Raw genomic sequence first — 18,540 nt, 5'->3', positions numbered from 1 at the left:
TTAGCGGGCTTTCGCCGGCCGAAGCGCGCGGCTATGGAAGCGGCCATGAGTGAAGCCGCTATCCGCATCGACGCCGTCTCCAAACTCTATGCCGGCGGCAAACAGGCGCTCGACAATGTCAGTTTCGACGTGCCGCGCGGCCAGATTTTCGGGCTGCTCGGGCCGAACGGCGCGGGCAAGTCGACGCTGATCAATATCCTGGCGGGGCTGGTCAACAAGACCGCCGGCAGCGCGAGCATCTGGGGTTTCGACATCGACGCCGATCCGCGCAACGCCAAATATTCGATCGGCATCGTGCCGCAGGAAATCGTCTTCGATCCCTTTTTCACGCCGTATGAGACGCTGGAGAATCAGGCGGGGCTGTACGGCGTGCCCAAGGCGAAGCGCATTTCGGACGAGCTGCTCGCCGCGGTCCATCTGTCGGACAAGCGCGACGCCTATGCGCGGACGCTGTCCGGGGGGATGAAGCGGCGGTTGCTGGTGGCGAAAGCGATGGTGCATTCGCCGCCGATCATCGTGCTCGACGAACCGACCGCGGGGGTCGACATCGAACTCCGCCAGCAGCTTTGGGACTATGTCCAGCGCCTCAACGATCGCGGCGTGACCGTGGTGCTGACGACGCATTATCTGGAAGAGGCCGAGGAGCTGTGCGACCGGATCGCGATCATCAACCATGGCAAACTCATCGCGAACAAGCCGACGCGCGAGCTGGTCGACATGGCGCGCGAGAAGATCGTCGTCGTGACGCTCGATGAAGATATCACCGATCTGCCGACGCACCCTGCTTTCGACAAGATCGAGCGCGAGGGGACGCGCGGGCTGGCGATCAGTTACAACAAGGACCGCATGAACGCGGGCGAAGTGCTCGCCGCGGTCAATGCGATGGGGCATGGCATCGTCGACGTGTCGACGCGCGAGGCCGATCTGGAAGATGTGTTCCTGAATTTGACGCGCGCGGCGAATGGGTAATCTCTCGTCTCCGTTCGTGTCGAGCGAAGTCGAGACACCCATGGGGACAGTGCGGGGTCGAGGGGCATCTCGACTTCGCTCGATGCGAACGGAAATTTGATGTCAGATAATATTTCCCACGACGTCATCATCGTCGGTTCCGGTGCCGCGGGTCTCACGGCCGCCATCGCGCTCGCCGATCATTGCCGCGTGCTGGTGCTCGCGAAGGGTGAGCTGACCGGCGGCTCGACCGCGTGGGCGCAGGGCGGGATCGCCGCGGTGCTCGATGCGGGCGACACGTTCGAAAATCATATCGAGGACACGATGGTCGCGGGCGCCGGATTGAACCGGCGCGAGACGGTCGAGTTCGTCGTCGAGAATGCCCCGCATGCGATCGAGCGGCTGGTCGAGATGGGCGTGCCGTTCAACAAGGATGCCGAGGCGCTGCACCTGACGCGCGAGGGCGGGCATTCGCACCGCCGTATCGTCCATGTCGACGACGCGACCGGCTGGGCGGTGCAGGCGGCGCTGCTCAAGACCGCCGAGGCGCATCCGAACATCACGCTGCTGCCGGGGCAGGCGTGCATCGACCTGATCACCGGCCGCCACGAGGCGCGCTATTCGGGATCGGGGCGCGTGTGGGGCGTCTATGCGCTCGATGAAAAGACCGGCAAGGTTCACGCGCATGTCGGCCGCGCGACGATCCTTGCCAGCGGCGGGGCGGGGCGCGTGTACCAATTCTCGACGGCGCCCAGAGGCGCGACCGGCGACGGCATCGCCATGGCGTGGCGCGCGGGCTGCCGCGTCTCGAACATGGAGATGATGCAGTTCCACCCCACTTGCCTCTATAATCTCGAGGTCAAGAATTTCCTGATCACCGAGGCGGTGCGCGGCGAGGGCGGGATATTGAAGCACCCCGTCACCGGCCACCGCTATATGCCCGATTATGACGAGCGCGCCGAACTTGCGCCGCGCGATATTGTGGCGCGCGCGAACGACGACCAGATCAAGCGCTCGGGGCTCGACTATGTCCATCTCGACATCAGCCATCTCGATCCCGATTTCGTCGCGGGGCATTTCCCGAATATCTATGAAAAGCTGCTGACGCTGGGCATCGACATGACCAAGCAGCCGATCCCGGTGGTGCCCGCGCAGCATTATACCTGCGGCGGGGTGCTGATCGACCTCGATGGGCGCACCGACCTTCCCGGCCTCTATGCGGCGGGCGAATGCACCGAGAGCGGGCTGCACGGCGCCAATCGTCTGGCGTCGAACTCGCTGCTCGAATGTTTCGTGTTCGGCGAGGCGGCGGCGAAGCATATCATCCAGTGCTGGGACACGCTCGACACGCCGCCGGCGATCCGGCCGTGGGACGCCAGCCGCGTCACTGACTCGGACGAAGAGGTGGTGATCAAGCAGAACTGGACCGAGATCCGCCGCTTCATGTGGAATTATGTCGGCATCGTGCGCACGACCAAAAGGCTGGAGCGCGCGCGGCATCGCATCGACATGATGACGCACGAGGTCGAGGATTATTACGGCCATTTCCGCGTCACCACCGACCTGATCGAGCTGCGCAACCTGCTCCAATGCGCCGAGCTGATCGTGCGCAGCGCGCTCCACCGCAAGGAAAGCCGCGGGCTACATTATACGCTCGATTATCCCGATCTGTTGCTGCAGGCGGTCGATACGGTGTTGGTGCCGTGAGCGGTGGCTAGAGGGCCGAGGACGAAGCTTCCGCCGCCCTATCTGCGGCGGGTGTGGATGCCGGAGCCCGTTGCCGACGCCGACAAGCCGGCCGTCGATCGCGAAACCTACCCCTTCAATATCCCGCTGTTCGGCGATCCGGCGTTTGAAGTCGGGTTCAAGAAACCCGTCACGATATTGGTGGGCGAGAATGGATCGGGCAAATCGACTTTGCTCGAAGCGATCGCGGTGCTCGCGGGTTTCAGCGAGGGTGGCGGCGGTTATGGCCATAGGGCCGTCGATCGGTCGGACATCTCGGGCAGCGATGGCGGCGTTTTGGCGGAGGCCCTGCGTGCGGCGTGGCTGCCCAAGGTCGGCAGGGGCTTCTTCTTCCGTGCCGAAACCTTTTTCTCGCTGGCCCGCTACATCGATCAGGCCGCCTTCGACTCGAATGCCGGGCGACCCGATTATCTGTCCTGGTCGCACGGCGAAGGCTTTCTCAATTTCTTTGAAGAACGCGCCGATCAGCAGGGCATCTATATTTTCGACGAACCCGAATCGGCGCTCTCGCCGTCACGGCAGTTCGAATTCCTCAAGCTGCTGCGCCGCATTCAGCGCGCGAACAACAGCCAGGTGATCATGGCGACGCATTCGCCGATCCTGATGGCGCTGCCCGATGCCGATCTGTGGCAGATCAGCCCGCTCGGGATCGAGCCGGTACAGCTCGAAGATACGGCGCATTACCGGCTCTATCGCGAATTCATGCTCTACCCGCACGAAACCGTCGAGGCGATGATCGAATAAGCGTTAGCCGCCGACGCCGAGCAGCCTGCCGACGAGGATCAGCACGATCGCTCCGATCACCGAGGCGAGGCAGCCCGCGCGGTGAAAATCGCCGCGGCCGCGCGATGTCGCGAGGCCGGCGAGGAGCGACCCGCCGATGCCGAGCAGGATCGTCGCAATCCACCCCATCTCGACCGCACCGGGATAGAAGAAGCGCGCGAGCGCGCCGATGATCAGGCCCGAAATGATGGCACCGATGATGTTGATCATGCGTTGAATCCTTCGTTCAGAAACCGTTCCGCCAGCGCGGCGTGCAATGCCGCGCCGCGCGCCATCACCGTCTCGTCAAGCACCATATGGTTCGAATGGAGCCCGCAGCATTGGCGCCAGTCGCTGCCCGCCTCGCTCGCGCCGAGCCAGAACATCGCGCCGGGGACCTTTTCGAGCACATAGGAGAAATCCTCGGCGCCCATCACCGGATTATCCATCGTCAGCCAGGCTTGCTCGCCGAAGGTCTCTTCGACGACCGACTGGCCGAAGCTGACCGCACGGCTGTCGCAGATGGTGACGGGAAAGCCTTCGTCGATCTGGACCTCGGCGGTGCACCCATGCGCTTCGGCGATCGCAGGGGCGAGGCGTTTCAACTCGCGCGCGGCCATCGCGCGGCGCTCGGGCGACAGGGTGCGGATCGTGCCGAGCATCTCGGCGGTTTCGGGGATGATATTGTTCGTTGTGCCCGCCGCGATCTTCGCAATGGTGACGACGGCGGGATCGAAGACCGAGATGCGGCGCGTGACCATCGTCTGGATCGCGGTGACGATCGAACAAGCAACCGGGATCGGGTCAATCGCATCCTGCGGCATCGAGGCATGGCCGCCCGCGCCCTTGACCGTGATTGAGAGCACGTCGGACGAGGCGAGCAACGGCCCCGCACGCCCGGCAAAAATGCCGTGCGGCGCGTTGGGCATGATGTGGAGCGCGAAGGCGGCGTCGGGCAGCGGATCGATGATCCCGTCGTCGAGCATGAAGCGCGCGCCATGATGGCCCTCCTCGCCCGGCTGGAACATGAACATCACGGTGCCGGGCAGGCGGTCGCGCGCCGCACACAGCAGCTTCGCGGCGCCGACGAGCATCGCGACATGCGTGTCGTGCCCGCACGCGTGCATCGCGCCGCTGATCTCGGAGGTGAAATCGAGCCCGGTATCTTCCATCAGCGGCAAGGCGTCCATGTCGCCGCGCAGAAGGACGGTGCGGCCATTCGCGGGTCCGCGCAGGATCGCGACCAGCCCTGTGGTCGACGGCCCCTCGCGAAATTCGAGCGGCAGGCCGGCGAGCGCATCCTTGATCTTCGCGAGCGTCTTCGGGTTCTGCAGCCCGAGTTCGGGTTCGCGATGAATTGCGCGGCGGAGATTGACGAGGTCGCCTAAAAGGGTTTCGGCCTCGACGGGCCAGCTATGTGATTGCGTGTCCATGCGGCGAATGTGCCGCGAAGCCGCGCCTGTGTCGAGGGACCTCGGAGAGACCAAGCACTAGCCTTTCAGCTCAGCCTACTCGCTCGACAAACGACGGTGGGACATGGCTGACAAGCCACACGCCATTGCTGGAAAGCCGAAACTCGGCGCCCTCGGCATGAAGGGTGCTGGCGGCAATTCGCAAGATCACCGGCTTGCCGCGCCGCGCGCCGACAATAGTCGCGGTGGCTTCGTCGGGCGACAGGTGGACGTGATGCCGCGCCATCGGACGCAGTCCTTCGACCAGAATCGCGGGCAGATATTTCTCGACCGTGCCGTGAAACAACGTTTCGGGTGGGGTGGTAACCGGCCAGCCTAGGTCGATCGGGATCGAATGCCCTTGGCGCGCTCGGACCAACTGTCCGTCGGACGAGACTTCGAAACGCTTCTTGTCGCTCTCGGCGACGACACGCTGCAGGTCTACGAGGGCATGCGGCAGCTTCGCGCGTTTCAAGGCGGCGAGTACTGCTTCGACCTCCGCCCAACCTGCCGGATCGATAGTGAGCCCGCCCTCGTCAGGGTTGTGCCGCAGCCAATAGGACAACGACTTCGAGATTGTCTTGTCGTCCATAGCGGTTAGCGCTTTCCCCCAAACAACTGCCGCCCCGCCAGATCGAGCATGATTTCCTCGCTGCCGCCGCCGATCGCGTTGACGCGGACTTCGCGGTAGATGCGTTCGACCTTGCTGCCGGTGATATAGGATGCGCCGCCGAGCACTTGCGCGGCCTCGCGTGCGACGGCCTCCAGCATCCGCGTTGCCTGCACTTTGAGCATCGCGAAGTCGGCGGGGCGCGCGCAGCCGGTTTTGACCTGCCATGCGGCGAGGTCGACCCACGCCTGCGTCGCCTCGATCTGGCGTTCCATGTCGGCAAGCTTGATGCGGATCGACTGGTGGCCGACGAGCGGCTTGCCAAAGGTTTCGCGCTGCTGCGCCCACTCCGCCGCCTCGGCCATCGCGACGCGGGCATAGGCGCAGCAGCCCATCGCCATGCCGAGGCGCTCGCTGTTGAAGTTGCGCATGATGCCGATGAAGCCGGCGTTCTCCTGGCCGATCAGATTTTCGGCGGGAATGCGGACGTCGCTGAAATGGATCGCGGCGGTGTCGCTGCAGCGCCAGCCCATCTTGTCGAGCCTTGTGCGTTCGACGCCGGGGGTGTCCATGTCGATCAGCAGTAGCGAGATGCCCGCGGCGCCGGGGCCGCCGGTGCGGACGGCGCAGGTCAGCCAGTCGGCGCGCATGCCGCTGGTGATGAACATCTTGCCGCCGTTGACGATATAGTCGTCGCCATCCTTCACCGCCGTCGTCTTGAGATTGGCGACGTCGCTGCCACCGCCCGCTTCGGTGATGCCGAGTGCGATGATCTTTTCGCCCGCGAGCACGGGCGGGGCGACGCGTTGCTTCAGCTCTTCGGACCCGAGCGCGAGGATCGGGGGCAGGCCGATGCCGTGCGTCATCAGCGACGCGCCGAGCCCGCCCGCGCCGACCGCGGCCAGCTCTTCGGTCAGCACAAGGCTGTGAAAATTGTCGAAGCCTTCACTGTGCCCGCCATAGGCTTCTGGATAGCGCAGCCCGAGGATGCCCGCGTCGGCCGCTTTTCTGTGCAGCTCGCGCGGCAATTCGCCCTCCGCCTCCCAGCGGTCGATGTGCGGCGCGATCTCGCGCGTGACGAAACGGCGGACGCTTTGCGCCAGTGCTTCGTGGGTTTCGTCATAATAGGGCGAGCGCGCGCGCCAGTCGTCAAAAGCTGTCATGCACGCGATGCTGCGCGGGCTTTACGCTCGCGTCAAGCAGGGCTTGCGCCGCTCGCTCAAGCACGTAAGGTCACGCTCCATGAACAAGCCCATCCTGCTCGCCGGCCTCGCCGCTTTCGCCCTCGTCTCCACTCCCGTCGCTGCACAGAAATCGCCCGAGGCGATTGCCGAAGCTGCGCTCAAGAAGGCACCGGTGTTCGACGGACATAATGACGTGCCGTGGGAATTGCGTGGAGAGGTCGGTAATGTGATCAACGACTTCGACTTTCGCGATACCACCCGGCCCAAGCCCGATGGAACGGTGATGCACACCGACATCCAGCGCCTGCGCAAGGGGCATGTCGGGGCGCAATTCTGGTCGGTCTATGTACCGTCGAACACGAATGAGCAGCAGGCGGTGCAGCAGACGATCGAGCAGATCGACGTCGCGAAGCGGCTGATCGCGCGTTACCCGAACGACCTTGGTTTCGCGTCGACCTCGGCCGAACTCGAACAGCAGATGAAGGCGGGCAAGGTCGCCGGCATGCTCGGGATGGAAGGCGGCCAGTCGATCGGATCGTCGCTCGCCGTGCTGCGCCAGCTTTATGGCATGGGCGCGCGCTACATGACGCTGACCCACGGCAAGACCACGCCGTGGGCCGACAGCGCGACCGATGCGCCGCAGCATGACGGGCTGACCGATTTCGGCCGGAAGGTCGTGCAGGAAATGAACCGCATCGGCATGATCGTCGATTTGAGCCATGTCAGCGAAGCGACGATGAAGGACGCGCTCGAGGTGTCGAAGGCCCCGGTCATGTTCAGCCATTCGGGCGTCCGCGCGGTCAACGACCATCCGCGCAACGTGCCCGACAGCGTGCTGCCCGCGGTGAAGGCCAATGGCGGTGTCGTGATGGTGGTGCTCTATGCCGCCTTCCTCGATCCCAAGCTGCGCGCGCATGGGCTTTCGCGGACGGCAGAAAAGGCGCGGCTCGAAGCGCTGTACGTCGGCAACCCCGATGCCGTCGCCCCCGCGCTGAAGGCGTGGGACGCGGCGAACCCGGCGCCGCAAACGCCGATCGGCATCGCGGCGGACCATATCGACCATATCAAGGCGACGATCGGCGTCGATCATATCGGGATCGGCGGCGATTATGACGGGATGGATGCGACCCCGGTCGGGCTGGAGGATGTTACGGGCTATCCGCGGCTGTTCGCCGAACTCGCGCGACGCGGCTATACGCAGGCCGAGCTCGAGAAGATTTCGAGCGGCAACATGCTGCGCGTGCTGAAGGCGGTCGAGGTCTATGCGGCGAGCCAGAAGGGCCAGTCGCCGATCGAGACGCCGGTCGCGAAATAGCCAATTTCTTTCCGTTCGTGCTGAGCTTGTCGAAGCACTGTTCTTCTCTTCAACGCTGCAAAGAAGAACGGCCCTTCGATAGGCTCAGGGCGAACGGGTTTGAGGTTGATTGTCTTTCCCAAACGGCCAGTCGGTCGCGCCGCTCGCCCACAGGGCCCACCAGATGATCAGCGGCTGCGCGGCGAGGCGCGGGCCGTGGTACCACCAGCTCAAGGTCGCGCCGCCGATCGCGACATTGGCGAGCGCGTGGTGGATGTTCGCGGGCCAGACGCACAGCGCATAGAGCGCGAGGCCCCAGCCGGCCGCCTTGCGTGTCGCCGGGATCATCAGCCCGATGGCGCCCGCAATTTCTGCGATGCCGGTTGCGGCGACGACCAGTTCGGGCGCCGGCACCCAGGGCGGAGTTATCGCGAGGAAGGGTGCAGGCCGCGCGAGATGCGCCCAGCCCGCATAGCCATAAGCGAGCGTGAGCAACCAGCGCAGCGCAGCGCGAATCCTTTCCTTCACCGTCCGATCGCTTCGAGCATCGCCTCGATGCTGGTGAATTTCTCGCGCGGGTTGCCGTCGAGCGCGGCTGCCACTTCGGCCTCTTCGATCCGGCGCCAGTCGCGGAAGGTCACCGGGGTGACCCCCCGGCTGGCGAGCAAGGTGTCGAGTCCGGGACGGCCTCCCTTGCCTGCGCCGCGGCCGATATCCTCCAGCACCATTTCGCCGATGCGTGCGCCGTCGGGCTTGTTGGTGCCGATCGTCCCCGACGGCCCGCGCCGCGCCCAGCCGACGCAATAGAGGCCGGGCAGGATGCGCCCGTCGTCGTTGGCAAAGCGGCCGCGGCCATGTTCATAGGGGACGCCGGGGATCGGCGGCGTCTGATAACCGATGCAACTGACCACCAGCCCCGCCTCGATCGCATAGGTTTCGCCAGTGCCATGGCTGCGCAGCTCGGCGTCGAGCGTTGTGCGTTCGACGATCACGCGCTGCGCCCGGCCGTTCTCGTCGCCTTCGATTCCAACGGGCATGGCGAAAAAGTCGAAATCGATCGTCACCGGCTTGGCGACGGGATTGGCGGTGAAGCTGCGCAAATGAGTGACCGACTTGCGCATCCCGGGTTCGAGCAGCGCGTCGTCGCCTTCGAGGGGCAGGTCGGCGGGGTCGACGCGCGGGCTCGCGCGCTCGAGATGGCCGAGCTCGCCCAGCTCCTTGGGGGTCATCGCGATCTGGTGCGGGCCGCGGCGACCGAGGATATGGATGTGGCGAACCGCGCTCAATCCCAGCGCCTCGCGGGCATGGGCGACAATGTCGCTGCCAGCGAATTCGGTGGGTGTCTTGGCGAGAATGCGCGCGACGTCGAGTGCGACATTGCCATTGCCGATCACTGCGACGCCGGGGGCATCGAGCGGCGGGTTGAGGTCGGCGAAATCGGGATGGCCGTTGTACCAGCCGACGAAGGCGGCGCTGCCGATCACGCCGTGCAGGCCCGCGCCGGGAATGTCGAGCGGCCGGTCGTTGGGGGCGCCGGTCGCCAGGATGACCGCGTCGTACAGGTCGACCAGTTCGTCGATCGTGACGTCGGTTCCGACCGCGACATGGCCAACGAAACGGACGTTTTCGGCCAGTGCGACGCCTTCGTAGCGGCGCGACACGGCCTTGATCGACTGATGATCGGGTGCGACTCCGGTACGGATCAGGCCGTAGGGAACGGGCAGGCGGTCGATGACGTCGACTGCGATATCGTCGGCTTTCTGTAAAGTTTCGGCGGTATAATAGCCCGCGGGGCCCGACCCGACGATCGCGACATGACGCATCAACCCACTCCTTCGGGTGTCCGCGCGGGCGCGCGGCCCCCTCTCTTGTTATGCAGACGATGCTAGCGGCGAAATGCGTCAGGGCAAGCGGCCTTATTCGGGCGGGCACGGCGGCCTTGACAGCGCGGCCATGGAATCATATTGCGCCCGCCTCTGGTGCCCTGTCGTCTAATGGTAAGACTGCGGTTTCTGATACCGCCTATCGAGGTTCGAATCCTCGCGGGGCATCCAGACTTTCCCGACATCCGCAACAATGCCGGCGTGGCCGGACCCGCGACATGGTTCGCGGCGTCCCCCGTTGCGCCCTTGGCCATGCTCGTCGCGGCGCATTAAACCGCGTATTTCCAAGCCGGAACGGACGGCGAATAAGCCGCGGCTTGTCGCCCGAAAGATTTTCTTCGCCGCAAAAAGCGGCCGTCATCATTGACGAAACCAAAATCAATCGATTAAGTTGACATTGTCATTCGGGACTGGTCGAGACGAATGACGGGCTCTCCCCTTCGACCCGCGGCTTTTGACCGGGAAGCAGCTTGCTCCGCGTTACCAACAGCTAAAGCGCGTGATGCTCGGGCGACATCGCCAGGCATTGCGTTCCCCCCAGAAGGGGTATTGCGATGCGTATGTGTAGCACCAGTTTTTAGATCATCGCCGCCGCGTGCGGGGATAGCGGACTGACCGCGTCCTTTCCGCTCGGCGGCCCTCCATAATCTCCAGCCGCGCCTCCTCACGCGAGACGTTTGCGGCCTGATGTCCGGTGCCCGAGCGCCGGCACGGGGACATATCATGCCTTTGCTGACCCAATCCGACCTGTCGGATCTGGCTCGCTATCCTGCGTCTCTGCGCAGCGCCGCCCGGGCGCTGTGGGGGGAGCAGCTGGCGGCGTCCCGATCCGGCGCGGCGCACCGCGCCAATATCCATCACATTAAAAAGGGGGCGGACACCCCGCCCGGGGACCATATCTAATGAAGCGTTTCTCTCCCGATCATCGTTTGAAGTTCTTGCTCGGCGCCGCGTTGCTGCTGCCGGCCACCCCTGCATGGGGGGCCGAAGTAGAGGCCGCCGCCGCCACGACCACCGAAGCGGCCGACGCCGCCGCCGAAGCCGCGGGCGAATATGACGGCGGCGCGATCATCGTGTCGGCGCGTCGCCGCGACGAAAGCGCGCAGGATGTGCCGATCGCGCTGTCAGTCGTCGGCGCCTCGCAGCTCGAGGCGACGGGCAATTATTCGCTGACCCAGATCCAGCAGATCGTGCCGAGCCTGCAGGTGTTCAGCTTCAACCCGCGCAACACCAATATCAACATCCGCGGGCTCGGCAGCAATGTCGCGCTGACCAACGACGGGCTGGAAAACGGCGTCGGCTTCTATGTCGACAATGTCTATTACGGGCGTCCGGGCCAGTCGCAGTTCGACCTGGTCGACTTGCAGCAGATCGAGGTGCTGCGCGGACCGCAAGGCACGCTGTTCGGCAAGAATACGACCTCGGGCGCGATCAACATCACGTCGCGCAAGCCGAGCTTCAACCCCGAATTTTCGGGCGAGGCGAGCGTCGGCGATTACGGCTATTACCAGCTGCGCGCTTCGGCGTCGGGGGCAATCATCGACGATCTGCTCGCCATCCGCATCAGCGGCTCGTCCACCGAGCGCCGCGGCTTCCTCTACAATGATACGCAGAAGGAACGCGCGCAGGATTATTCGAACTGGAGCGTGCGCGGGCAATTGCTGTTTACCCCGACCACCGATCTCGAGGTACGGATCATCGGCGATTTTTCGCGCCAGAAGCAGAATCATGTCCTCAATGTCTTCGCCGGCTATTTCGGCACCTATGACAATGGCGCGGCGATCGCGAACAGCTTTGCCGAGCGCGCCGCGCGCTTCCCCGGCTACAGCTTCCCGACGATCGATCCCTTCGCGCGGCGCGGCGAGGCCGACAGCCATTATCAGTCGAACATGGACGGTTATGGCGTGTCGGGGCAGGTCGATTGGGACGTCGGAGCGGCCAAGCTGACTTCGATCACCGCCTATCGCTGGTGGGACTGGAACCCCTCCAACGACGGCGATTCGACCTCGCTGCCGATTGTCGTCAAGGCGCAACAGGCCAACCGCCAGCGCCAGTTCAGCCAGGAACTCCGGCTGGCGTCCGACACCGACGGGCCGATCGACTATGTCGTCGGCGCCTATTATTTCTGGCAGGTCATCCGTGGCAAGGGCGCGACCGCTTACGGCCCTGCCGCCGGGCTGTGGAACCGTCCCGCGACCTCGCCGATCCCGCTTGCTGCGTGGGATGCCGCGCTCAACGGCTTCGAAGCGAATTCGACCTCGGACCCGCGCACCAAAAGCTATGCGCTGTTCGGCCAACTCGACTGGAAATTCACCGACCGGCTGACGCTGACCGCTGGCCTTCGCTACACGCATGAGAAGAAGAGCGGTTCGTTCACGCAAATCCATGTCGCGGGGGTCAATCTGGCGACGCTGCCGGCGGGCATTGCCGCGCAGGCAGCCGCGCTCCGTACGCAGTTCAACCCGGTCACCAATTACTCGACCGGTTTCACCGACAATAGCGTGTCGGGGCTGGCGACGCTGTCGTGGCAGTTCAGCGACGATGCGCTCGCCTATGCGACCTATTCGCGTGGCAACAAGTCGGGCGGGCTCAACCTGACCAACCTGCCCGCCGGGATCGACCCCGACGTCGCGCCCGAAAAGGTCGACAGCTATGAATTGGGCATCAAGTCGCAATGGTTCGATCGCAAGGTTACGCTGAACGTCGCGGGCTATTGGACCGAAATCAGCGACTACCAGACCGCGATCACCGAGCAGATCGCGAGTTCGATCAACGTCCGCCAATATATCGCCAATATACCGGGCGTGCGTTCGCGCGGCGTCGAAGGCGATCTCAGTTTCGCGCCGAGCGATCGGGCAAGCTTCTACGCCTCGGCCGCCTATGCCGACACGACCTATAGCGATTATCCCAACGCACCTCAGGCGCCCGAACTCCAGATTCCGGGCACGGTCGCAGTGCAGGATCTGTCCGGCAAGCAACTGCCGGGCGTGCCGAAATTCACCTACACGCTCGGCGGCGATCTGTCGGCACCGCTCGGTAACCTGGGTGGGCGCGATCTGTCGGCCTATGTCCACGCCGATTTTTCGCATCGCTCGTCGTTCAACACGTCGTCGAACAATAGTCGCTATGCCGATGTTCCCGCTTACGGGATCGCGAACGCGCGGATCGGATTCAAGACCGATGACGGCTTGTTCGACCTGTCGCTCTGGGCGCGCAACCTGTTCGACAAGAATTATTTCCAGACCCTGTCGCCGGCCGCCACCGGCATCGTCACTGCGCTGATCGGCGAACCGCGCACGATCGGCGCAACGTTGCGGACGAAGCTGTGACGGCTGCGCTCTTCCCACTCGCGCCGGCAAGCGGCGCCCACCCGATTCGACGACCGCCCGCAGAGGGTCTTGCCGGATACCCCCGCCGTCCTACCCCCAAAGGAGATTGACATGACGGACCTTCACAACAGCTATGCCAATGCGCGCGACAAGAACATCGACCTCGACGTTACTCCGGTGACCGGCACGATCGGCGCGATCGTGAACGGCGTCCAGCTGTCGGGCGACCTGCCCGCGGCGACGGTGCAGGCGATCGAGGCAGCGCTCGTGCGGCACAAGGTGCTCTTCTTTCGCGACCAGCAGCATCTGACCGATCGGGAACATGAGGATTTCGCGGCTCTGCTCGGCGATCCGGTCGCGCATCCGACGGTGCCGGTCGCCGAAGGCTCGCGCTATCTGCTCGAGCTCGACAGCAAGGAAGGCTATGCGGCGTCGAGCTGGCACACCGACGTGACTTTTGTCGACGCCTATCCCAAGGCCTCGATCCTGCGTGCGCTGACCATTCCCGAAGCCGGCGGCGACACCCAGTGGGCGAATGGCGAGACGGCGTATGAAGGTCTGCCCGAAGTGCTGCGCCAGCTGGTCAACACTCTGTGGGCGACGCACACGAACCTCTATGATTATGCGTCGATCCTGCAATCGGCACCCGATGGCGAAAGCGCGGCGCAGCGGATCAAGGAGCATCGCAATGTCTTTGCTTCGACGGTCTATGAGACCGAGCATCCGGTCGTCCGCGTCCACCCGGTCAGCGGCCAGCGCAGCCTGCTGCTCGGTCATTTCGTCAAGCAGTTCGTCGGACTGAACGCCGCCGACAGTGCACGCCTGTTCCAGACGCTGCAGGATCATATCACCAAGCCCGAAAACGTCGTGCGCTGGCGCTGGCGAGAGGGCGACGTCGCCATCTGGGACAATCAGTCGACCCAGCACCGCGCGACGGCCGACTTCGGGCTGCAGCGCCGGACGCTCCGCCGCGCGACGATTTCGGGCGAAGTGCCGGTCGGAATCGACGGACGCCGCAGCCGCACTGTCCGCAAGGAAAAGGCGGTTCAGTACGAACCTGCCTGACGAAATCGGCCGGCGTTTATGGCTCTCCCTTTCCTTCCTGTGACTGCGCCGGTCCTGTCTGCGGCGCGCCCGGGTTTCATTCGCCCGGGCGCGCCGACCTTTTGTCTTTGAAAGACCACCCGATGACCCATGGTTCGCGTTTTTCCCGCCTCCTTTTTGCTGCGCTGATCGGCGCCGCCGCGACCATCGGGTCCGCGCAGGCGAAGGAGCGGCGGCCGAACCTGCTCGTCATCGTTGCCGACGATCTCGGCTATTCGGACCTCGGCGCGTTCGGGGGCGAAATTCGCACGCCAAATCTCGACAAGCTGGCGCTGAACGGCATCCGGCTCGCGGGCTTTCATACCGCGTCAACCTGTTCGCCGACTCGATCGATGCTGCTCTCGGGCACCGATAATCACCGCGCCGGGCTTGGCACGATGGCCGAACTCATCCGCCCGAACCAGCAGGGCAAGCCGGGGTATGAGGGCTATTTGCGCAGCGATGTCGCGACGCTCGCCGAGCGGCTCGGCGCCAGCGGTTACCGCACCTTGCTGTCGGGCAAATGGCACCTTGGTCTGACCCCCGGGCAGGACCCGCACGCGCGCGGGTTCGAGCGCAGCTTTGCGCTGCTGCAGGGCGGGCACAATCATTACGGCACCGACATCAAACCCGAAGCGAGCCCCGGCACGCGCGGGATCGCGACCTATCGCGAGGATGGCAAGGTGGTCGCGCATTTGCCCACGGATTTCTATTCGAGCGACTATTTCACGACGCGCCTGATCGATTTTCTCGGCGAACGGCCGGCAAAGGGGAAAGCCGGGCGGCCCTTCTTCGGCTATCTGGCTTTCACCGCGCCGCATTGGCCGCTGCAAGCGCCGGGGGCGGACATTGCGCGCTACAAGGGGCGCTATGACGAAGGCTTCGACGTGCTGCGCGAACGCCGCATTGCACGACAGCGCGAACTGGGTATCCTCGCGCCCGATGTTGCCGCGCACACACCGCGCAACCGCGATGGAAGCTGGGATTCGCTGACCGCCGACCAGCAGCGGCTCGCCGCGCGCAACATGGAAATCTATGCCGCGATGGTGGACCGGCTCGACCAGAATGTCGGCCGCGTGATCGAGACGCTGCGCGCATCGGGCGAACTCGACAACACGGTAATCGTCTTCCTTGCCGACAATGGCGCCGAGGCGCTCGACGCCGAGACCACCGGGGCGCAGATGCTCGCCGGCTCGCTCAAGGACGCCGACAACAGCTTTGTCAATCGCGGCGCAGCGTCGTCCTATCTAACCTATGGCGCGGGTTGGGCGCAGGCGGCGACCGCGCCGTCGTGGCTGACCAAGGGCTATAACAGCGAAGGCGGCACGCGCGCGGTCGCGTTTATCAGCGGCGTGGGCATTGCGGCGCGTCCGGGCGCGGAGACGCAATATCTGTCGGTCGCCGATATCGCGCCGACCCTGCTCGATTTCGCGGGCGCCGATGCCAGGGCAACGCGCGTCGCTGGCCGCGAGGTCCGGCCGATTACCGGCCGGTCGTGGGCGGCGTGGCTCCGGAACGCCGACGCGCGTGTCTATGGTCCGAATGACGGCGTCGGCGCCGAATTGTTCGGCTCGCGCGCCTATCGCCGCGGCGACTGGAAGCTCACCGATATCGGCGATGGCATCTGGCGATTGTTCGATATCGCGCGCGATCCCGGCGAGACGCGCGACCTGTCGCTCAGCAATCCCGACCGCAAGGCCGAGCTGGCCGCCGCATGGGACCGATACGCCAGCGATTTCGGCGTCATCCTGCCTGATTCGGTGCCATACCGGCCATAGGTCGCGCGTTTCATGCGTTTCGGCGTATCAGGGCTTGTCAATTAGATTAGTTGAGTTACTTTCGGGGCTCCGGGACATATTGCGATTCGACCGACCGAAAGGACTGCTCATGGCCACGCAGCTGAACACACCCGACCTGTTCGAAACGGCACGATCGCTCGGCGTGTCGATCTTGCCCTCGACGCCGACGATCGGCGCCGAGATCAGCGGGCTCGATCTCGACCGTGCGCTGTCGTCGGAAGAGGCTGATTTGCTGCGCGCCGCCTGGCTGCGGTTCAAAGTCGTCTTTTTTCGCGATCAGGACATCAGCCACGAAAGCCATGTCCGGCTCGGGCGCCTCTTTGGTGAGCTCGAAGGCCATCCGGTGATCCCCTCGGTCGATGGCTATCCCGAAATTCTCAGGATCGAAGGCGTCGAGGGCGTCCAGCTGACCGCTGAAACGCTCGCGCCGTTCCAGGCGTATAATAAATGGCACACCGACGTGACCTTCCGCGAGCGGCCATCGATCGCGTCGATCCTGCGCGCGCGCCACTTGCCGCCGCTGGGCGGCGATACGATGTGGGCCGACACCGTCGCCGCCTATGCCGGGCTGCCGCGGCCGGTGAAGGACCGCATCGAGGGGCTCGAGGCCGAGCATGACATCGTCCGCAGCTTTGGCGGCCGCGTCACTGAGGAAAAGCGCGCGCAGCTCGCGCGCGACTTCCCGCCGGTGCGCCATCCGGTCGTGCGCTCGCACCCCGAAACGGGCGAGAAGATCCTCTACGTCAATTACACCTTCACCAGCCGCATCATTGGCGTGAGCGAGGAGGACAGCGACAGCCTGCTTCGCCTGCTGTTCGACCGGATCAAGGTGCCCGAATATCAGGTGCGCTTCCGCTGGACCCCGAACGCGATCGGTATCTGGGACAATCGGTCGACCCAGCATTATGCGGTCGGCGATTACTGGCCCGAATATCGTGCACTCGAACGTGTCACCGTTTCCGGGGATGTGGTAACCCCGTGAGGATGATCGAAGCGCAGCTTCATTCGCCGCGTCCGCGCTTTCGCACTGCGACTCGCGTCGCAATCGTCGGCGCGGGTTTCTCGGGAACGCTGCTTGCGATCAACCTGCTCGAACAGCCCGATGTCGAAGTGCTGCTGATCGAGCGCGACCGGCACCGCATGGGCGCCGGGGTCGCGTATAGCAGCACCGAAACCGCGCACCTGCTCAACGTCCGTGCAGGCAATATGAGCGCCTTTGCCGACCGGCCCGACCATTTCTGCGAATGGCTGGCCGCGCGTGGGCTCGGCTGCGAAGCGGCGTTCGTCACGCGTGCGACCTATGGCCGCTACCTGCGCGAGACGCTGCGTCAGGCGATGGAGAAATATGGCCGGCGGCTCAAGCTCGTCGACGACGAGGTGCTCGATATCGAGGAGAAGCGCGGGCAGGTCACGCTCGGGCTCGTCAACGGCGGGCTGATCGAGGCCGACCGTGCGGTGCTGGCGATCGGCAATCTGCCGCCACACGATCCGCCCGCGATCGAGGGCGCGCGCCTGCCGTCGCATCGCTATATCGGCGATCCGTGGGCGAGCGCGTTCGAGGACGGGCTCGACAAGCAGGCGCCGGTGCTCGTCGTCGGCACCGGGCTGACCGCGGTCGACGTGATCTTGCGGCTTGTATCGCACGGCTTCGAAGGCCCGATCACCGCCTTGTCGCGGCGCGGCTTGCGCCCGCATCGTCATATCGACGGCCTGCCGCGTCCCAAGCCGGTGCTGGCAAAACCCGCGCCCGATCTGTCCGAACTGGTGCGCTGGGCGCGCGACGAAACCAGTAAGCGCGACTGGCGGCTGGTCGTCGATTCGATCCGCCCGATCACCCAGATGATGTGGGCTGCGGCCGACGCCGACAAGCGCGCGCGCTTCCTGCGCCACCTTCGCCCGTTCTGGGACGTGCATCGCCATCGGCTGGCCCCCGAAGTCGCCGACCGCATCGACGCGCTGGTCGCGTCGGGGCAGCTGAAGTTCCGGGCGGGCAAGATTGCCGGGGTGACGGTCGAGCCCGACGCGCTGGCGGTATCGTGGCTCCCGCGCAGCGCGGCGGATCTGGTGACGACGCATGCGGCGCGGATGATCAACTGCACCGGGCCGCAGGGCGACTTGTTGCGATCATCGGACCCGCTCGTGCGGCGCCTGCTCGGCGCGAAGCGTATCCGCCCCGACGCGCTGCGCCTCGGGCTCGATATCGACCGCGATGGCCATGTTGTCGATGCCGCGGGCAAAGCGTCCGAGCATATATTGGCGATCGGCCCGATGACGCGCGGCGACTTGTGGGAAGTCGTCGCAGTGCCCGACATCCGCAACCAGGTCAGCGCGCTCGCGCGCCGCCTCGTCAATGCGCACTGGACGGGCGGCGAGGGCCTTTAGAGCCTACTCCCTTCCCCCTTGATGGGGGGAAGATACGCAGCCTTGTCGCGGCGCGATTAGGCGCAGTTG

Annotated in this window: 15 protein-coding genes and 1 tRNA gene; 10 read left to right on the top strand and 6 right to left on the bottom strand. The window is 64.9% G+C overall.

Annotated elements, in window-relative coordinates; all coding sequences use genetic code 11:
* The first annotated feature begins 45 nt into the window (after positions 1-45).
* The 3 genes from AC07NV_RS05565 (at position 46) to AC07NV_RS05555 (ending at position 3,438) form a co-directional block, all read left to right on the top strand.
* Positions 46-969 carry an ABC transporter ATP-binding protein gene (locus tag AC07NV_RS05565; protein WP_495165349.1) on the top strand — a complete coding sequence of 308 codons (924 nt, stop codon included), beginning with the start codon at positions 46-48 and terminating at the stop codon, positions 967-969.
* A gap of 99 nt (positions 970-1,068) precedes the next feature.
* Entirely contained in the window at positions 1,069-2,655 is a 1,587-nt protein-coding gene (gene nadB, locus AC07NV_RS05560; RefSeq protein WP_495165348.1) for an L-aspartate oxidase, read from the top strand.
* A 57-nt stretch (positions 2,656-2,712) separates the two neighbouring features.
* Positions 2,713-3,438, top strand: a complete 726-nt coding sequence (locus tag AC07NV_RS05555) for an AAA family ATPase (RefSeq protein ID WP_495165347.1) — start codon at positions 2,713-2,715, stop codon at positions 3,436-3,438.
* Between the two features lie 3 nt (positions 3,439-3,441).
* Here AC07NV_RS05555 and AC07NV_RS05550 read toward each other — a convergent pair whose 3' ends face one another.
* The 4 genes from AC07NV_RS05550 to AC07NV_RS05535 all read right to left on the bottom strand — a co-directional run bounded on the left by AC07NV_RS05550 (position 3,442) and on the right by AC07NV_RS05535 (position 6,680).
* Entirely contained in the window at positions 3,442-3,687 is a 246-nt protein-coding gene (locus tag AC07NV_RS05550) for a GlsB/YeaQ/YmgE family stress response membrane protein (protein ID WP_495165346.1), read from the bottom strand.
* Positions 3,684-4,889 carry a M20 metallopeptidase family protein gene (locus tag AC07NV_RS05545; RefSeq protein ID WP_495165345.1) on the bottom strand — a complete coding sequence of 402 codons (1,206 nt, stop codon included), beginning with the start codon at positions 4,887-4,889 and terminating at the stop codon, positions 3,684-3,686. Before AC07NV_RS05545 ends, AC07NV_RS05550 begins: the two co-directional genes overlap by 4 nt.
* A gap of 70 nt (positions 4,890-4,959) precedes the next feature.
* Positions 4,960-5,499, bottom strand: a complete 540-nt coding sequence (locus AC07NV_RS05540; RefSeq protein ID WP_495165344.1) for an RNA 2'-phosphotransferase — start codon at positions 5,497-5,499, stop codon at positions 4,960-4,962.
* 5 nt (positions 5,500-5,504) lie between these two features.
* The gene (locus tag AC07NV_RS05535) at positions 5,505-6,680 is read right to left on the bottom strand and encodes an acyl-CoA dehydrogenase family protein (protein ID WP_495165343.1); all 1,176 of its coding nucleotides are present in this window, start codon (positions 6,678-6,680) and stop codon (positions 5,505-5,507) included.
* A 79-nt stretch (positions 6,681-6,759) separates the two neighbouring features.
* Between AC07NV_RS05535 and AC07NV_RS05530 the strand changes: the two genes are divergently transcribed.
* Positions 6,760-8,016, top strand: a complete 1,257-nt coding sequence (locus AC07NV_RS05530) for a dipeptidase (protein ID WP_495165342.1) — start codon at positions 6,760-6,762, stop codon at positions 8,014-8,016.
* Between the two features lie 84 nt (positions 8,017-8,100).
* Here AC07NV_RS05530 and AC07NV_RS05525 read toward each other — a convergent pair whose 3' ends face one another.
* Both AC07NV_RS05525 and AC07NV_RS05520 read right to left on the bottom strand, forming a co-directional pair.
* Positions 8,101-8,523, bottom strand: a complete 423-nt coding sequence (locus tag AC07NV_RS05525) for a DoxX family protein (RefSeq protein ID WP_495165341.1) — start codon at positions 8,521-8,523, stop codon at positions 8,101-8,103.
* Positions 8,520-9,818, bottom strand: coding sequence for an FAD-dependent oxidoreductase (locus AC07NV_RS05520; RefSeq protein ID WP_495165340.1), 1,299 nt, complete (start codon positions 9,816-9,818; stop codon positions 8,520-8,522). The genes AC07NV_RS05525 and AC07NV_RS05520 overlap by 4 nt, the downstream gene beginning before the upstream one ends.
* Before the next feature lie 157 nt (positions 9,819-9,975).
* On the opposite strand from AC07NV_RS05520, the gene AC07NV_RS05515 reads away from it, so the two are divergent.
* The 6 genes from AC07NV_RS05515 to AC07NV_RS05490 all read left to right on the top strand — a co-directional run bounded on the left by AC07NV_RS05515 (position 9,976) and on the right by AC07NV_RS05490 (position 18,471).
* Positions 9,976-10,049, top strand: a tRNA-Gln gene (locus AC07NV_RS05515).
* A 731-nt stretch (positions 10,050-10,780) separates the two neighbouring features.
* Positions 10,781-13,207: a TonB-dependent receptor gene (locus tag AC07NV_RS05510; RefSeq protein ID WP_495165339.1), complete on the top strand. Its 2,427-nt coding sequence runs from the start codon at positions 10,781-10,783 to the stop codon at positions 13,205-13,207.
* 111 nt (positions 13,208-13,318) lie between these two features.
* On the top strand, positions 13,319-14,272 hold the full coding sequence (locus AC07NV_RS05505) for a TauD/TfdA dioxygenase family protein (RefSeq protein ID WP_495165338.1): 954 nt from the start codon (positions 13,319-13,321) through the stop codon (positions 14,270-14,272).
* Between the two features lie 122 nt (positions 14,273-14,394).
* On the top strand, positions 14,395-16,068 hold the full coding sequence (locus AC07NV_RS05500; protein WP_495165337.1) for an arylsulfatase: 1,674 nt from the start codon (positions 14,395-14,397) through the stop codon (positions 16,066-16,068).
* A gap of 109 nt (positions 16,069-16,177) precedes the next feature.
* Positions 16,178-17,071 carry a TauD/TfdA dioxygenase family protein gene (locus AC07NV_RS05495; protein WP_495165336.1) on the top strand — a complete coding sequence of 298 codons (894 nt, stop codon included), beginning with the start codon at positions 16,178-16,180 and terminating at the stop codon, positions 17,069-17,071.
* Between the two features lie 2 nt (positions 17,072-17,073).
* Positions 17,074-18,471 (top strand): FAD/NAD(P)-binding protein, encoded by a 1,398-nt coding sequence (locus AC07NV_RS05490; protein ID WP_495165989.1) that lies wholly within the window; start codon positions 17,074-17,076, stop codon positions 18,469-18,471.
* Positions 18,472-18,540: the final 69 nt, after the last annotated feature.

This window comes from Sphingopyxis sp. GW821-FHT10B01 (genome assembly GCF_059415685.1).
This window is presented reverse-complemented; position numbering and strand designations above follow the sequence as displayed.

What these genes read in the sequence shown, in the direction of transcription:
- AC07NV_RS05505 (WP_495165338.1), top strand. Translation starts at nt 13,319, where the DNA reads ATGACGGACCTTCACAACAGCTATGCCAATGCGCGCGACAAGAACATC.
- AC07NV_RS05540 (WP_495165344.1), bottom strand. Translation starts at nt 5,499, where the DNA reads ATGGACGACAAGACAATCTCGAAGTCGTTGTCCTATTGGCTGCGGCAC.
- AC07NV_RS05545 (WP_495165345.1), bottom strand. Translation starts at nt 4,889, where the DNA reads ATGGACACGCAATCACATAGCTGGCCCGTCGAGGCCGAAACCCTTTTA.
- AC07NV_RS05510 (WP_495165339.1), top strand. Translation starts at nt 10,781, where the DNA reads ATGAAGCGTTTCTCTCCCGATCATCGTTTGAAGTTCTTGCTCGGCGCC.
- AC07NV_RS05550 (WP_495165346.1), bottom strand. Translation starts at nt 3,687, where the DNA reads ATGATCAACATCATCGGTGCCATCATTTCGGGCCTGATCATCGGCGCG.
- nadB (WP_495165348.1), top strand. Translation starts at nt 1,069, where the DNA reads ATGTCAGATAATATTTCCCACGACGTCATCATCGTCGGTTCCGGTGCC.
- AC07NV_RS05565 (WP_495165349.1), top strand. Translation starts at nt 46, where the DNA reads ATGAGTGAAGCCGCTATCCGCATCGACGCCGTCTCCAAACTCTATGCC.
- AC07NV_RS05535 (WP_495165343.1), bottom strand. Translation starts at nt 6,680, where the DNA reads ATGACAGCTTTTGACGACTGGCGCGCGCGCTCGCCCTATTATGACGAA.
- AC07NV_RS05490 (WP_495165989.1), top strand. Translation starts at nt 17,074, where the DNA reads ATGATCGAAGCGCAGCTTCATTCGCCGCGTCCGCGCTTTCGCACTGCG.
- AC07NV_RS05555 (WP_495165347.1), top strand. Translation starts at nt 2,713, where the DNA reads ATGCCGGAGCCCGTTGCCGACGCCGACAAGCCGGCCGTCGATCGCGAA.
- AC07NV_RS05520 (WP_495165340.1), bottom strand. Translation starts at nt 9,818, where the DNA reads ATGCGTCATGTCGCGATCGTCGGGTCGGGCCCCGCGGGCTATTATACC.
- AC07NV_RS05500 (WP_495165337.1), top strand. Translation starts at nt 14,395, where the DNA reads ATGACCCATGGTTCGCGTTTTTCCCGCCTCCTTTTTGCTGCGCTGATC.
- AC07NV_RS05495 (WP_495165336.1), top strand. Translation starts at nt 16,178, where the DNA reads ATGGCCACGCAGCTGAACACACCCGACCTGTTCGAAACGGCACGATCG.
- AC07NV_RS05530 (WP_495165342.1), top strand. Translation starts at nt 6,760, where the DNA reads ATGAACAAGCCCATCCTGCTCGCCGGCCTCGCCGCTTTCGCCCTCGTC.